The sequence below is a fragment of the Pseudobacteroides cellulosolvens ATCC 35603 = DSM 2933 genome (assembly GCF_001262605.1).
GTDB lineage: Bacteria > Bacillota > Clostridia > Acetivibrionales > DSM-2933 > Pseudobacteroides > Pseudobacteroides cellulosolvens.
On record NZ_LGTC01000001.1, the window covers coordinates 2,108,402 to 2,122,991 of the forward strand.

The window sequence follows — 14,590 nt, forward strand, 5'->3', positions numbered from 1 at the left end:
ATAATATTTTAGTCGTTCCTTAAATACAATCACTGCAGTTAACCCATACTATAGCTTTAAAGTATGCATCTGCAATATCTTCAACTTTTATCCCAAGCTTTTCACATAAACTATTAGCTGTATTCCATTCACCTTTTTCATATGAAGTGATTAGCTTATAGCATAACGAAACTTTGTCATCCCCTAATTTGCCGGAAAGGACTTCTTTTATATCTTTAGGAATATCCAATTGGGACAGTATTAAATCCATCATACAACCTGTCAGGGTATCAATCATGGACAGCATCCCCATTGTAAAAAGTTCTGTCTTTCTTTGCTCCAAGCCTATCTTCCGGCTTATAAACTCCATAGCCTTAGCCCTTTGGGCACATATAACAACAATTTCGTCCTTATTATTATCCCCTATTTTCCTCAATACCGTAATGTAAGCCCATTTACGCAGCTCGTCCAGCCCCATACGCATCGAAGCTTGTCTTATCGACTTAACGGAATTACCTCGATAGTAATATGCTGTATTTGCTATCTTCAATATTTCATAGGAAAAAGCAACGTCCTTTTCAATTACATTAACTATATCTTCAAATTTAGGATCATTTTCCTGCAGTATGTGCATAAGCTTTAAATGATTTATTTTGGCAGGCGGAATCTCCTTCGATTGTGAAATCATTGGCTTTGAAAAATAATAGCCTTGATAATATGTATATCCCAACCTTACTGCCTCATGATACTCTTCTATTGTCTCAATTTTCTCCGCAAGAAACCTTATTCTACCATTACCAAAGTGGTTTACAATATATTTTCTCTCATTTTCTGACTTAGTGAGAATAAAGTCAACCTTAATCACATCAGCCTGTTCAATTAGAGGTTCATAACCCGGTTTAAAAATAAAATCATCCAAAGCTAGAGTGTAGCCATGAGATTTAAGGCTTTTACATGCATCTATAATTTCCTTTGTGGGCTCTATTGTTTCAAGGAGTTCAACAACTATCTGATCACTTGGAAATAATGTGGCTACCTTTTGCAGCAACATGTTATGGGTAAAGTTAATAAAAGCCTTCTTCTTTCCCGCTATGGAACTCACTCCCATAGACAGAAAACCAGCTGCCATAACATTTGATGTGGCCATATCTCCATCCACATTATTGAAAGAGTTATTAGCTGCCTCATCCCTGTACAAAAGTTCATATCCATATATGCTGTTCTTTTTATCAAATATTGGCTGTCTGGCAAATAACAGAGGCATAGTAGCTCTCCTTGTTTTAATTAATATTTAAAATTAATATACCTAAATAATATACTCTCAAATAATATATACCACCTAAATCCCCACATAATCTATCGGCTCAAAATGATATTTAAATAAGCATATTACAAATAATTTCATTATTAATATTTTTTCTGATATGAGCTATTGAAAAAAATTTCCTCATAATGTATTATTTATCTGATCATCTATATTAATAGTTTTGATAATTTACATTTAGGAAAGAACCAGGAGGTCATACAATGAATAAAACAACAATCAAACTAACAACCTTATCTTTAACAACAGCATTATCCATAGCAATGCTCTCAGGTTGTACAAGCTCTGAATCCGGTAAAACTTCAAAAGAGTCACCTTCCCCTAAAGTTGTTAACGAACTTTATAAAAGGCCTGAAAAAATTGACTATAACATGGCCGAGCAGTTGCTAAAAGAAGGCAATCAACGTTTCCAATCAAACAAGATACTTTCTGATGATATATCAACCAGTAAACGCAAAGATCTGGTTAGCAACGGACAGCATCCCTTTGCTGTTGTACTTACCTGCTCGGATTCACGTGTTCCTCCTGAGACTTTATTTGATCAAGGTCTTGGAGATATATTTGTAATAAGGGATGCAGGCAATGTCATAGACCCCGTTGAGCTTGGAAGCATTGAATATGGCGTTGAGCATTTAGGCTCTCCGCTTATTGTTGTATTGGGACATGATAATTGCGGTGCTGTAAAGGCTGCTGTTGAAGGCGGTGAAGCTGAAGGAAATATAAAAGACATCGTTGAAAAAATCAAACCGTCTCTGGAAAAAGCCAAACATACTTGCACTGGTAATGATAAACTATGTGAAGCATGCGAAAATGAAAACATAAAGAATTCAGTAGCACAGATAAAAAATGATCCAATAATTAAAAAACTGGAAAAAGAAAACAAAGTTAAGGTAGTAGGTGCAAAATATCATTTGGATACTGGCGTTGTAAGTTTCCAAGGTTAATAACATCATACATAAAAATCTAGATATGGGACTAATTGCTTTTTGTATAAAAGGAATTAGTCCTACTTTTAGGAATTATTAAAATGTTTATTATGATCAATAAATAAAACCCATGGAGTATAAATTATGATTAGAATCCTTATTGCGGAAGATATGCAGATGCTTCGAGAGAGTCTGAAATACATATTGTTATAATACGCTATTGTACCTTCATAATCCAAAATCACAATTCCTTCTTGAAGATGTTCAACAATATCTGGTAAAGCCATGGGAAGCATTCTTAAAAATCTATATTTTAAATGTGCAATCGCTGTGAATAAAAGGCCAATTACCAATGCAACAGGTACTATATCCATATTGCTAAAGTAAAAATGCAAATTTAACCCGTAATAAATGAGTGTTACAACTATTGAAAGCAGCACCCCAAATAATATTAATAGAGTCCTGTTTCTTACATATTTAGATTTTGAATTGGCAAACTTGATAAGAATTAAACCTCCAAATATGTAATACACTGTTTGCAGAGAAATATGAATCCAAAAACCGTAGGAATAATGTACAAGCCCATGTTCCATATATGAATAAAAACCATATCTGTCATTGTAAGATAAAAATAATATAGGTAGATTTGGTATGAAAATCAGGATCAGCTTTAATGGACTTAAGCCATTTTGTATCAACCTGCTTTTAGTGTAATATAAGCAGAAAACAAACCGATAGAGAGAATTTTTTATTCGTTTATTTTATAAAGTATTTATCCAAAAACGCCAGCACCTTATTTTCATAATCTTCTTTATCCGAAGTATACATGGCATCGCAATGTCCTGAGTTTTCAAAAATATATTTCTCCTTAGGTCCAGATACCGCATTATAGAGTGTTTCTACTTCACTTACAGGAATAGAGTCCTTTAGCCCATGGATAAAAAGTACAGGCTTTTTAATTTTCGCCATAGCACTAATATATGGAGACGGAAACATATCCAGTGGATCGAGTATATCTGATTTATCACCATATTCATCTCTCAAGATCTTTAAAACATCATTACCGATAGCTCAATATACTTCTCAGGCGTCTTGTAGTAATTCCAGTACCTTGCATTATAGGATAGAATCTGATACCCATTATCTATGAGATATTTTAGTTTTGCAGACTCCCAAAGTGCAGTACTTCCATACCCATGGAGCATTATAATAGTACCTTTTGCCTTTTTAACCGGAAAGAACAGCCATCATATTTACCTATAAAACCTATGGTAATGCTGCAGCCAGGAGCAATTACCATATTATGCTTCAAATAAGACAATACATAATGATTATTCTCAGAGCTTTCAATCTTAGCATTCCATATTGATATAATCTTAACATTCCAATCAAATTCAAGCTTCCACTGATCCAAATTTCCAGTTCTATCGTTATCTTCACTTCCATAACATTACAGCAATAATAACAATAATAGCATTAATACTTTTTACTTTTTTGTACATTTCAAAACCCCCTTTTAATTTATAGATATCGAACTGTAAAGAGTTATCATATAAACAATTCTATTATTATGATCATCATATTCACAATTGTTGTTCATTACAAAATTATTAGCAGTTTATCACTTCTTTTAGACAATAGTATTTATTAAAAGCACATTTTTTTAATTATTCATGTAAATTTGGTTTGACATTTCACGGACAGTATTGTATGATTTACATATAGTCCGTTAAATATAGTTAACAATAAATAAATTTGTAATTAAGGAGGTTTATTTATGGGAAATAACAAAAAGCTTATTCTCACACTGTTGGCAGCCACCGCACTCACAACGTTATTCACAGCATTTTCAGTCAGCAATGCTGCATCTGATTTTGCAGCAGACAATACCATTGTTCCTGTTACATCAACACCTGCACTTACAGACATAACACCTACACCAACACCAACAAGCTCGCTCCTTAGTGGGTGTGCATATGTATCAGATAATACTTATCAATCCGCCATATTAAACTGTAAAATTCCTGATGACTTTAAGGGAAAGAAATTTGCTGTTTTCTATGAATACTGGAAAAGTGATGCTCCTGATAAAATAACTAAAACCAATATATACAGGACCTATAACGCAGATAACTTTTCTTCAGTTGACAGCTATGAATTGTTTTATGTAAGTTATAATACTAAATATTCTTTTAGAGCTGCATTAATTGATCTGGACAGCGAAAATGCCCAAACGATTTATAGCGATGTTGTCACCTTTTCAAGCGTCCCGCCACCAACAGCCGGATTATTCAAACGTAGGATATATGGCTATGTTGCACCTGAATTTAAAGCAAGCAGTGATATAGACCGCAGTGGTTTCAAAGTATCCATTAATGGTGGTGCGGCTACTGCAACAACAGATTCGGAAGGATATTTCTCCTTCAGTACATCCTCCAGCAACAAAGTATTCTATAATATCAAAATAAGCAAGCCTGGCTATATCGAAAGAAGCATAGACCTCGGCTTTATAACAGGCACGTTAAATACAAGCCAGAATGGTGCATATACTATAATGTTATGTGGAGATATCAATAATGATAACTCGGTTAATATGTCCGATGTAATTCAAATGGCAAAAACCTTCAATCTCAGTAAAGGAACTGAAGGCTTTATTGATACTGCAGATTTCAACAGAGATAGTGTTGTAAATATGAACGATATAGTATTAGCTGCCAAAAACTTCAGCAAGTCAGCAAGTGATTATACCGTTTACCCGAAGATACCCTATATTGAGCTTAAAAGCCCTAGCGAGACAATTTATCTTTCTTATAATAGGACTCCTATCTTCGATATTAACGGATATTACCTTAAGAATATTGCCAGCTACAGCTTCAAATTAAACTATAGGTATACGGCACAAATAATTGGAAAAGAATTAACCGGATCTCCTAACGACAATTTATTGGCTAATCTCCAATATGACCCTGTCGTTGAGACAAACAATGATACAGATAACAAGATTTTGTCGATTAATAAATCATATACAAAACTTGCAGATTATAAAAATTCCGGAGCTGGTGAGGAATCAGGAAGATTGATATCAATACAGGCTGATATTCCGTTTGTAAACCGTGCAATTGGAAGTGACATTTTCCAGATCAATGAATTTACTTGCAAAGACTGGGATAATAATGTTATAAAAGTCGAGGTTTTAAAGCCCAGATTTGAGGTAACATCCATAACACCTTAATTAATTTCGCTATATCTTTTCCTATAGATACAATAAATAGTGTACCTTTTCATTATTGAAAGCCGTCAACCAAAAGTTGATGGCTATTTTTTATACTTTCAGTATCATCCTCTTCCCTTGTTGATCTTCGCTATAATAGCATCCGATTTATTCCGGAGTCCTTGGCTGACAATATTGCATATTATTCCTTTTGAATGTTTTATATCCAATTGAATAGTTAGATTTTCAATTCTATTTATTAAATCATCAATTCGCTTTTCTATATTATGTTCATAAGAATTAATTAATGGGTTAAATCTTTTTCTTTTTGCATCATCCTCAAGATCATCCATACAATCCAGATAGTAAACATACTTGCCCAGATTATAGCCTATCTCTCTTAACAACATAAACTGCTCATACTTAGAATCATAAACAAACATTTCTCCCAATATTTCTCCAAAAACCTCACTTACTTCATCTAAGGTTGTTCTGTCAGATTTTTCCAACTCATGAATTTTTTCCATTCCATACCGCATGATCTTTTCTTTATGAGGATATTTGTCCTTAACTTTCAAGTAATTCTTATAAAGCACCTTCGAGAATAAAAGGGATGGATAAGATCTGTTGTCCTTGTAATCATCAAGCAATTTGAAGTAAAAAAACAATACATTGATACTTGAACAATAATCAGTATATTCATTTAGAATAATCTTCTTTTTTTTAAATGGACTTAGCATACATTTTTCAAATTGGAACTTGTCATCACCATCGTAGATAGCAGATAACAATAACGCCATAAAGACTATATCATAGTTTAAAGCAAGCCTTCCCAATTGGCCGAAATTATTTTTTATGCTGTTGCACACACCACAATAATACGCCTTGTACTTGTAGAAATCCCTGAAAGTAAGATCTGGCTTACTATATCGAACATATCCAAACATTTTTTTCTCCTTTGATTATGTAAACGAATGTGATTAACACTATAATTATTAATTACAATCTCAGTCGCAGCAGTCACAGCCATCGCAGCATTCACAGCAGTCGCAGCAGTCAAAGCAACCACAACATTCACAGTCCTTTCTCTTCCTTCTTAGTATCAAAAAAATCATACCTAATAAAAACAAAACAATAATAATTATTATGGCAATTTTCATTATCAACCACTCCCCTACTCAATTATTATATTGCACTACTGACCTACCACAAAATACCACTAATCGTTCTTTTAATTATATCACTGATTACAATTTCAAAACAGTGTCATCTGTTCATGCTTAACCCTGTAGGATGCAGATTCAAGCTCTCCCTGTGATTTAACGAGCTTGGATTGTATAACACTCATATTCATACCTGCCAGCATCCTGTGAATGAGACTGTATACCACATCGAACTGCTTGTATATATCCACCTGCATATGTCCTGTAAGACATATCATTTGTGTATTTGTAGCCTTCGCTAGATCAAATATATAGGACAACAGATAATCTGCATTTGCCTGTCCAAAAGGATTATCAATCCATATCACCTTACTTGAGCCCTGCCAACCAGTCTTTTTATATCTAAGATACGATATAATAGATATGAACATAGCAAAAAATCCAGCTAGTTTTTCTCCTCCCGACCAGTTAATAACAACCTCCCAAGGTATATAACGTGATGCCCCCAAAGTTGATTCCGGTTTATAAACCTTTATAGAATACTCATTTAAATTTGTGACAGCATCCAACAATCTCACCGGCGACATGATTTTTGCTATTTCATCATCAATCCTTGCAGGATCATACTTCCCTTCGGATTTCATTTTTTCAATCTCACTTATGGATACCTCAATATATCTTGTCATAAGGGCTTTTCCTTCTTCCGGATGAAGAGCAGGTGCCTCAATAAGTATTGTTTTTCTCATGGCTCCATCCAGTTTGATTTTTGAAAAGCCGTCAACAGTCCTAACCTCATCATATATCGCTTCCGCCTTTTGAAAGCATCGTTCAACGATCTCATCCTTGTCCCTTAACGACTCCTCCAATTGAAATTGTGCTGCATTTTTCATATTCTGAACACTTAAAATGATATCATCAAACAGGCTTTTAACGTATTTATAATTGTACATGTCCTTTTTTATAATGTTTTCAAGGATTGTTCTTATGGTTATGTTTTCAGCCCAATCCGATTCCTTATATAGCTCATCATAGCTCCTATTGATATCCATCTGCATATCGGATATAATCCTGGTCAAATCCAGGTACTGCTTTTGCAAACCCTTCGCGGCAACAGCAATATTCTCAACCGGAAGCTGTAGTATATCCCAAATACAAAACGATTCCCCACCATAGGTAAAGCTGTCCATATTCTCCCTTGAATCACTATTGATTTTTATATCCTTTTCACTGATATAATCATCCAGTCTTCCTTTATATTCCAATAGTCTGATCCTTCTTTTTTCCTTTTCATCAATAGCCTTTAGATTTCTTGTCTTCTTTTTGTTAACTGCATCTATCTGGGCATTAAAAGAGGATATGTCAACCCCTTCAATATGTTGGAACTCATATGGAACATGACCGAACCTTTTTTCTATATCACTCCTGATCTGATCCACTTTTCCCTCAAGAGTTTTTTCATCAACCAGTAGAGAACGTTCCTCTTCAGATGCTGCATCTTTCTTCATTGATAATTCATTATAAAGCTTTGTTTCGTTTTTTAATTCCTCTTCTGTATAATCTATAATCCCATCAATAAAGTCCGTTTCGTAAAACCCATTTATCTGTATGAATTTCTGTTTATCACTTACATTTTTCTTTTGCATATCAATTATCATTCTTATTGATTCTTCGCTGCTATCATCAATTTTCTTATGAAGCCCCTCAGCCCTTTTTAAAACTTCATCCAGGACCCCCGTTATTTCCATTGATAATTCCTTTATTGTCAGCTTCATGGAAATGTCATCCATCAGCTTAATTCTATCCCTGCTTTTTTGAGAAATGGAATCCATCTTGTATTTTGTATTCTCAATTTCTTTAGAAATACCATTTATGCTGCTTGATATGGAATTTTTGTCCTGCTCTATTTTGAGCCTTTTTCCTTCTTCCTCCCTGTAAATTTTGTCAAGTTCAGCTATTTTATTGCCAAGCTCAATATATAAGCTAAGATTCTCTATATCCTTATCCTTTTCGTTTATAATCTCTTCAATGTTTTTTATCTTTTCCTGGTTCTCCTTAGTTTTTTTAGCAATTAATTCTCTTTTTCCAGCAAAATCCTTTAACGCCGCCTCGTTTTTCCTTATTCCATCTAAAGTAGCATCAATAAAATTTTCCGTTTCCTTAAGGTAGCCTTCCGGATACATTTCAATAAACTGCCCGCATCTTTCCATAAGTCCGGTTATCTTCTCAACATCCCTTTTTATAGCCTCATACTCATCTTTTATTTTTCCAATATCCTTATCCATTCCTGCTAAATAACTGCTAAAAAGCTGGGGCTGAATAGAAAATGAATTGTTTTTTGAAAATAGCACATAGGCCTCCATTGTTCCAACCCTGTCTAATCCTTTGGATTCTTTGTCACTATACTCTCCGGAGGTAATAATGCCTTCTTCAGTATCAGCAATAAATGTAACAGGAAAACTCTCAACCATATCAAGCAATTCTTTTATGAAGCCTTTTATTTTTTCCATTTCATTCTTTTCGACAACAATGGAGTAGCACAAAAGGGGATTTTTGTGTAAAAGTGCTTCTCTTAAGTCCTCCCTCTGATTATTGAGCCAGAGACTTCCAGGTATACACCTTACCCCGTTGCCCTTTAGAAAATCATACACCTTTTTAACCTCAATATCAGGAACGTAGTATTCACAACCTTCAAAAAGAATTTTCCTTTTAATCAGTTCATGATACTTTCCTGAAATTTCACCAAGCTTATTATCTGCCTTTAGCTTTAATGCATTTAGCAGCTCAGAGCCATGTATACTATAGACATCCCCCTCTATTTCATACATTGACAATTCCCTGTTAATTCTGGAAAACCTTTTGTGGAAATTCTCCAACTCCTGTTCCTTATTATTTTTCTTTTCATTTTCCGAGGCCAATGCTTCTTTTATTCTTGTTTCATTGATCACATAGTCATTGTTGGAATTATTCCACCTGTCTATTTCTCCAATGTAAGTTTCCTTTTTATTAAAAAGCATTTCTTTTTCATTTTTAATATTTTGAAGACCTTCAGAGGGTTCAACCAGCAATGTCATATCCTTGGCAAAATATGCTGTGATTTTTGAATATCTTTCCCTCGCTTCCTGAAGTCTTGTATTTATTGACGACAAGCTATCCCTGATACTATCCCTATCTATGTTCTTTTTTTCAAGCTTGTTCAGAAGTTCCTTCTTTTCATTGAGCTGTTCCATATACTTGAGGTTCAACTCATCTAATATTTTATCCTTTTCCTTCTTCTCCTCGCAAAGCAAACTGTATGCATAATAGATACAGTTTTGATACTCCCTGTATATATCATCCTTTTCCCTGGTTAAGGTTTCAAGCTTTCCATATTGCTCCGACAGTATCAATCGGCATTCAAGCATGTCTTTATAGGCAATAGCTGAATTAATATATTTAATTTTTCTATCAGTTTCATGAATTTCATTTACCAGCAGAGCTATTTCTTCTGTTTTTCTCTCATGCCTTGTTTTAATTTCTTCAAGCTCCATCAGCTTTTTTTGATAATCCAGGCTAACCTTTTTATAGGTAAGCTCTTCTATCATTGCAGCAAAACCTTTGTCATTATCCATCAATGATTCACATTCATTAATAAGCCTGTCTACTCCAATGCCAAGAAGGTTATCAAATGCCAGTATATCCCGTCCGGCATTGTTGATTTCCTCAACTTTAGTGCCATATCCCTCGAGATTATTGATTAACGATGCTGTTTTACTGCAAAAAGCATCATACATCTTAATATTATGCTGATACAGTGGAATGTTTTTGAGGTTTTCAATATGTTTTTTAAAGGTTTCTGCAAGTATACCTGAGTATTCACCTTCAGCCTGAGGAATGTTTGGAATAATCAATTTTTCTATTACATTTCTTGATTTTCTGGCATCTTCAAAGAATTTGTCAATTCCTCCCTCAGCCTGGTTAATTATCTTAATAGCACCAAATTCCTCCCGAAAGAGATTAAATGTATGAAGTCTTTCTCTATAATCCCTTTGACGATCCCTGGAATAAACATTTATAGGAATCCTCATTTCTGTAGAAAGCCTTTTTAAATAATTGTGATACTCTGAAAAGCCAATAACCTGTTTATCCCTGCTCACTGCCTCAATACCTTTTATATCAATATCATGGGGCAATGTATAGGTTTGGGTGTAAGTATAATATCTTAAACCATCTGCATTCTTGGAAATGCATATGCCTGTGAGAAGATACTCTGCCCTGGTTCCGTCAAGCTTCCATTCAACCATTATGTGTGTAGGTGAAGTGCCGACCTTAAAATAATCGGAAAAGTTTCTGCTTCCAATGCTTGTATTGGGCATAACCGATTGCAGTGCCAACTGGAGTATGACGCTCTTTCCTCCTCCATTTTCAAGATTTATAAGTGCATTTCTGCCATCAAACTCATAAATCTCATTTGCAATGTATTTTTTATCATCATCATATCTAAAATTTACAATTCTAAATCTGTTTATCTGAGGCATAGAATCATATCCTTTCAAGGAATGAGAGAATTTCCTTTTTTCTTGAACTTTCCGGATAATAGCTAATAACCATTGTATCTAATTTTTCTGTGGTATATATCTCACTGTCATTATCCATATTTATAAGACCCTGTTCCTGCAAAAACTTTAGAGTCCTATATATGAAGCTTATTTTAGTACCTTTGGATTGGCTAAAACTCTTTATCTTTTCATCATAGGTAGGCAGCTCTAACCACAGTCTGGAAATAGTACTGAAATTAAAGTTCAGTTCCTCGTCCTTCTGCTCCCCATTTTCCATGGCCTTAAACGACTCAAGTTTCAAGGTGATAAACCCTTCGAGCTCCTCAACCTTCAGCATTGACCGTACTTTGTTGTTATAGTTTTCTCCATTATAAAACTTAATTATAATAGATAGTATTATAAGGTAACTGATATAAAGCTCGGAATTATTGGAAAATCCCATCTTATCCCTTAACTCTTCATTGGTAAAACCTAAAAATTTATTGTCTGTCCTTGGAGTAAAATAAAGGGTATCTCCCGACCTTAAAATCATTATTCCGGCTTCTTCCTCAAAAATTCTTGTGATGAATGAAATTTCAGGATCTTCAAAGGCTAAAAATCCCTCCGGATCATCTTTTTTTGTTATCTTTGACTTTTCAATAAGATTCATATACAAGCTGAAAGCCTTTCTTACCGAATCCGGTGATAAACTCTCCACTATTTAACCCCCTTAATTACAAAATCAGTTATCTCATTTCCATTCTCAAAATATATCTTTTTAGTTGAAGACAACAGCAAAAAGCGTTTTAGTTCTTTTGATTCAGGTCTTTTCTTAAATAATTTATCAAAAAGGTAGTAAATGTTTATGTTATATGCAGAAGTATCTCTTACCATTTTTGTAAGAATCTCTTGAAGCTCATCAAAATCTATTTCCTTATTCTGATGAAGTATCACTATCAGACTATAGAAATCAAAATCGAAGGATGCCGACCTGTACAACTCATCATCCAACCTCTTTAATGCTGAGCTTAGCTTGGATTCACCCTGGCTATATGCTTCCATTAGAATAGCTTCCAGGTATGACATAACTTTCTTATCCCTTTTCTCTCTTTCTTGTCGTTCCGCCTTTTCCCTTTCTTCAACCAAAACATCAATATCAATATTCTCCTTCACTTCCTCCATATCACTTTTGATCCTTTGTGGATCAAGGGCTTTGAATACATTAAAGACCTTGTTCCGGGATGTATTTGTAAAAATAGGAGAAAGAATGCTTGCCAGCGGATCTAAATTATGATTTTTCATCATAAGCACATCAAATATGCTCTTTTCAAAATCTATATACTCGCTCACACCCTGCCTAAGCTTGAGTTCAATAGTCTTTAAATACTCTCCTACAATATCAAGCTTCTCCTTAAAAAGCCTGTCATGCTCAGATGTTGTAACACCAAGTCTTTCACTAAGAATCTTTATTTGTTCGAGACTTTTTAGCTCCTTTTCCTCAATATCATTATAGTTTATCTTTTCAATTGCCTGTCTTTGTTCTTTAAGTATTCTTCTTATATTATGGAATTCACGTCTCTCGGACTCAAATTGCTCCTTTATCTTCATAAACAATAACTTAAGCTCTTCAAAATCAATACCAAGAACATTCTGACGTATGTTAAGGAGGAGGTTTTCAAGTTTTTCCCGCAGCTGCCTAACCTGTAAATTTAACTCATTAACAGTCTGGAGTGCTCCTGAAAAAATTCCCTTTTCTATTTGCTGTTTAAGATACATCTGCGTTACGTTTATCCTGAATTCCGAGAATATTTCCCTTGTTTTAAAGAGCATTTCCATTCCCTGATCTGTAAGCTTATACCTTGCGGATTTTTTAATTTCATAATATGAAGTATCTATAAGCTTAACGGGAATTGACTCTCCCGTTCCATTCTCAAGGTTCATGTAGTTAAACTCAACTGTCTCACCACCGCTTCCTGATATGGAATCCCTTATATAAAAAGCCATTTCTTTTGATTCTTCCTGTGTAAGATTCAAATCATAACAGCGTTTTATGACGTTTTGCAAAAAACTTGCTATATCTTCAATACTGCACTCTTCACGGCCTATAAGCATGTTCTCCAGAATAAACAGCAGCACCGAAAAGCCTACCGAAACCATGTCAATATGGTTGTACTTCTGGAAACCCGACAATTTCCGGGACAAATGTATAAATGGTGCCAGGCTCTCCATCCTTTGCCTGAAGCCTTTAAGACAGTCACCTGCAGCACCTTCATAACCCCTTATATCTTCCAAATATTAACGCCTCCTGGGGAATATATTTTCCTGAGTATAATATCTTTTCAATTCTATCCTTACTCTCACTGTCAAAGTACATCAAAAAGAGCTCCATGTAAAGCTCATTCTGTCTGGTTCTTAATTGGGGCGGTTCCTTTGATACCAAAAGCAATTCCTTATACAGTGCAACATGGGGAACAACAAGGTGTTTCCCGAATTTTGATGCCAGTGAATTAAATATTCCAACACCCTCAAAGTCTAGATCACCAAAATAATATACTTTTTCAATGGGCGTCCCCATGGCCACTTCGTTTATAAAGCTGAAGCTGTTCACTATCTTCTTTCCTTCGCCATAGATAAGCATATTGATTTTAACTCCGCCAATTCTCTTATCTTGATTCCTTTCAAGATACTTAAGCACTGAGTAGAATGTATCCTTATTCTCAATTATTAAAATATTCAGACTCTCTTCAATTCCAAAACGTATATAAAAAAAGGCTTCCAAAGTCTTGTAACAATTAAGTTCCTGCAGTGACAAACCAAGCCTTTTTAAAATCACTTTCCCTTCTGCCCCTAAAAACTTTTCGTTATTAAATATCTCAAAGGATCTTTCATTCATAGTGCATCTATATTTTAGAGACTCAGTGGCTGAATTTCCAATCATGTAATTTGACAACATCAATATATAACATCTATCCTCCTTATAGCATTTGGGATTTCTGTAATAGTACCCTTATCAAGCTTGGGGTGCAAGGATTGCAGCTCATGCATTAGTTCATTGCTAAAAGATACTTCTTTGCCGGACAGAATTTTATATTTATTGTGCAGAGAAGGATTGCGACCATTACTTCCCGATGATTTTACAGGAGTAATAATACCTATATCACAAAATTTTTTGATAACTGAAGAAAAAAAGCCATAGCCGCCCTTTAAATCAAACACCTCAGAACCATATCGTTTTTCAGCATCATTTAGTATTTCACATATATCAATAACCTTTTTGGTCTGTTTTTCAATTATATTATAAATAATGTCTTCCATTTGATAATCCTTTACAATAATTGATAAATCATTACCCATTATATCAAATAATGGGTTTCTGGAAAAGAACAAACAAAATGGCAGCCCGATTGAATAGATTTCCAACCTGACTGCCATCATCCATGGCTTATATATTCCTTAAATCATTCCTAATCAAG

The 14,590-nt window shown here is 34.4% G+C and carries 13 protein-coding genes and 1 pseudogene; 2 read left to right on the forward strand and 12 right to left on the reverse strand.

What is annotated here, in order from left to right; translation table 11 throughout:
• Window positions 1–19: 19 nt before the first annotated feature.
• A complete protein-coding gene (locus Bccel_RS08555) occupies window positions 20–1,243 on the reverse strand; it encodes an EAL and HDOD domain-containing protein (protein WP_036937887.1) in 1,224 nt (407 codons plus the stop codon).
• Window positions 1,244–1,506: 263 nt separating this feature from the next.
• On the opposite strand from Bccel_RS08555, the gene Bccel_RS08560 reads away from it, so the two are divergent.
• Window positions 1,507–2,247, forward strand: coding sequence for a carbonic anhydrase (locus Bccel_RS08560; protein WP_036937889.1), 741 nt, complete (start codon window positions 1,507–1,509; stop codon window positions 2,245–2,247).
• Between the two features lie 68 nt (window positions 2,248–2,315).
• Here Bccel_RS08560 and Bccel_RS08565 read toward each other — a convergent pair whose 3' ends face one another.
• The 4 genes and pseudogenes from Bccel_RS08565 to Bccel_RS32540 form a co-directional block, all read right to left on the reverse strand.
• On the reverse strand, window positions 2,316–2,981 hold the full coding sequence (locus Bccel_RS08565) for a histidine kinase N-terminal 7TM domain-containing protein (protein ID WP_081926781.1): 666 nt from the start codon (window positions 2,979–2,981) through the stop codon (window positions 2,316–2,318).
• A gap of 4 nt (window positions 2,982–2,985) precedes the next feature.
• The gene (locus Bccel_RS08570; protein WP_036937893.1) at window positions 2,986–3,273 is read right to left on the reverse strand and encodes an alpha/beta hydrolase; all 288 of its coding nucleotides are present in this window, start codon (window positions 3,271–3,273) and stop codon (window positions 2,986–2,988) included.
• A 5-nt stretch (window positions 3,274–3,278) separates the two neighbouring features.
• Window positions 3,279–3,434 carry a hypothetical protein gene (locus Bccel_RS30180; RefSeq protein ID WP_154673435.1) on the reverse strand — a complete coding sequence of 52 codons (156 nt, stop codon included), beginning with the start codon at window positions 3,432–3,434 and terminating at the stop codon, window positions 3,279–3,281.
• A pseudogene (locus tag Bccel_RS32540) lies at window positions 3,434–3,649 on the reverse strand (cellulose binding domain-containing protein); the annotation flags it as partial. The gene Bccel_RS30180 and the pseudogene Bccel_RS32540, both read right to left, overlap by 1 nt.
• Before the next feature lie 357 nt (window positions 3,650–4,006).
• On the opposite strand from Bccel_RS32540, the gene Bccel_RS08580 reads away from it, so the two are divergent.
• On the forward strand, window positions 4,007–5,461 hold the full coding sequence (locus Bccel_RS08580; protein ID WP_036937898.1) for a dockerin type I domain-containing protein: 1,455 nt from the start codon (window positions 4,007–4,009) through the stop codon (window positions 5,459–5,461).
• Window positions 5,462–5,565: 104 nt separating this feature from the next.
• Here Bccel_RS08580 and Bccel_RS08585 read toward each other — a convergent pair whose 3' ends face one another.
• From Bccel_RS08585 to Bccel_RS31360, 7 genes are all read right to left on the reverse strand, one after another.
• The gene (locus Bccel_RS08585) at window positions 5,566–6,387 is read right to left on the reverse strand and encodes a DUF5685 family protein (protein ID WP_036937901.1); all 822 of its coding nucleotides are present in this window, start codon (window positions 6,385–6,387) and stop codon (window positions 5,566–5,568) included.
• Between the two features lie 60 nt (window positions 6,388–6,447).
• The gene (locus Bccel_RS30185) at window positions 6,448–6,600 is read right to left on the reverse strand and encodes a hypothetical protein (RefSeq protein ID WP_154673436.1); all 153 of its coding nucleotides are present in this window, start codon (window positions 6,598–6,600) and stop codon (window positions 6,448–6,450) included.
• 95 nt (window positions 6,601–6,695) lie between these two features.
• Window positions 6,696–11,117 carry a coiled-coil domain-containing protein gene (locus Bccel_RS08590; protein ID WP_036938278.1) on the reverse strand — a complete coding sequence of 1,474 codons (4,422 nt, stop codon included), beginning with the start codon at window positions 11,115–11,117 and terminating at the stop codon, window positions 6,696–6,698.
• A gap of 4 nt (window positions 11,118–11,121) precedes the next feature.
• Window positions 11,122–11,835 carry a DUF6063 family protein gene (locus Bccel_RS08595; protein WP_036937905.1) on the reverse strand — a complete coding sequence of 238 codons (714 nt, stop codon included), beginning with the start codon at window positions 11,833–11,835 and terminating at the stop codon, window positions 11,122–11,124.
• Window positions 11,835–13,409 carry a hypothetical protein gene (locus Bccel_RS08600; protein WP_036937907.1) on the reverse strand — a complete coding sequence of 525 codons (1,575 nt, stop codon included), beginning with the start codon at window positions 13,407–13,409 and terminating at the stop codon, window positions 11,835–11,837. The genes Bccel_RS08595 and Bccel_RS08600 overlap by 1 nt, the downstream gene beginning before the upstream one ends.
• Window positions 13,387–14,070 carry a Wadjet anti-phage system protein JetD domain-containing protein gene (locus Bccel_RS08605; RefSeq protein WP_242857070.1) on the reverse strand — a complete coding sequence of 228 codons (684 nt, stop codon included), beginning with the start codon at window positions 14,068–14,070 and terminating at the stop codon, window positions 13,387–13,389. Before Bccel_RS08605 ends, Bccel_RS08600 begins: the two co-directional genes overlap by 23 nt.
• Window positions 14,070–14,552 carry a hypothetical protein gene (locus tag Bccel_RS31360; RefSeq protein ID WP_242856997.1) on the reverse strand — a complete coding sequence of 161 codons (483 nt, stop codon included), beginning with the start codon at window positions 14,550–14,552 and terminating at the stop codon, window positions 14,070–14,072. Before Bccel_RS31360 ends, Bccel_RS08605 begins: the two co-directional genes overlap by 1 nt.
• Window positions 14,553–14,590 lie beyond the last annotated feature (38 nt).

Coding starts and splice junctions, on each gene's coding strand:
- Bccel_RS08555 (WP_036937887.1), bottom strand. CDS start 1,243: ATGCCTCTGTTATTTGCCAGACAGCCAATATTTGATAAAAAGAACAGC.
- Bccel_RS08560 (WP_036937889.1), top strand. CDS start 1,507: ATGAATAAAACAACAATCAAACTAACAACCTTATCTTTAACAACAGCA.
- Bccel_RS30180 (WP_154673435.1), bottom strand. CDS start 3,434: ATGCTCCATGGGTATGGAAGTACTGCACTTTGGGAGTCTGCAAAACTA.
- Bccel_RS08580 (WP_036937898.1), top strand. CDS start 4,007: ATGGGAAATAACAAAAAGCTTATTCTCACACTGTTGGCAGCCACCGCA.
- Bccel_RS08585 (WP_036937901.1), bottom strand. CDS start 6,387: ATGTTTGGATATGTTCGATATAGTAAGCCAGATCTTACTTTCAGGGAT.
- Bccel_RS30185 (WP_154673436.1), bottom strand. CDS start 6,600: ATGAAAATTGCCATAATAATTATTATTGTTTTGTTTTTATTAGGTATG.
- Bccel_RS08590 (WP_036938278.1), bottom strand. CDS start 11,117: ATGCCTCAGATAAACAGATTTAGAATTGTAAATTTTAGATATGATGAT.
- Bccel_RS08605 (WP_242857070.1), bottom strand. CDS start 14,070: ATGTTGTCAAATTACATGATTGGAAATTCAGCCACTGAGTCTCTAAAA.
- Bccel_RS31360 (WP_242856997.1), bottom strand. CDS start 14,552: ATGATGGCAGTCAGGTTGGAAATCTATTCAATCGGGCTGCCATTTTGT.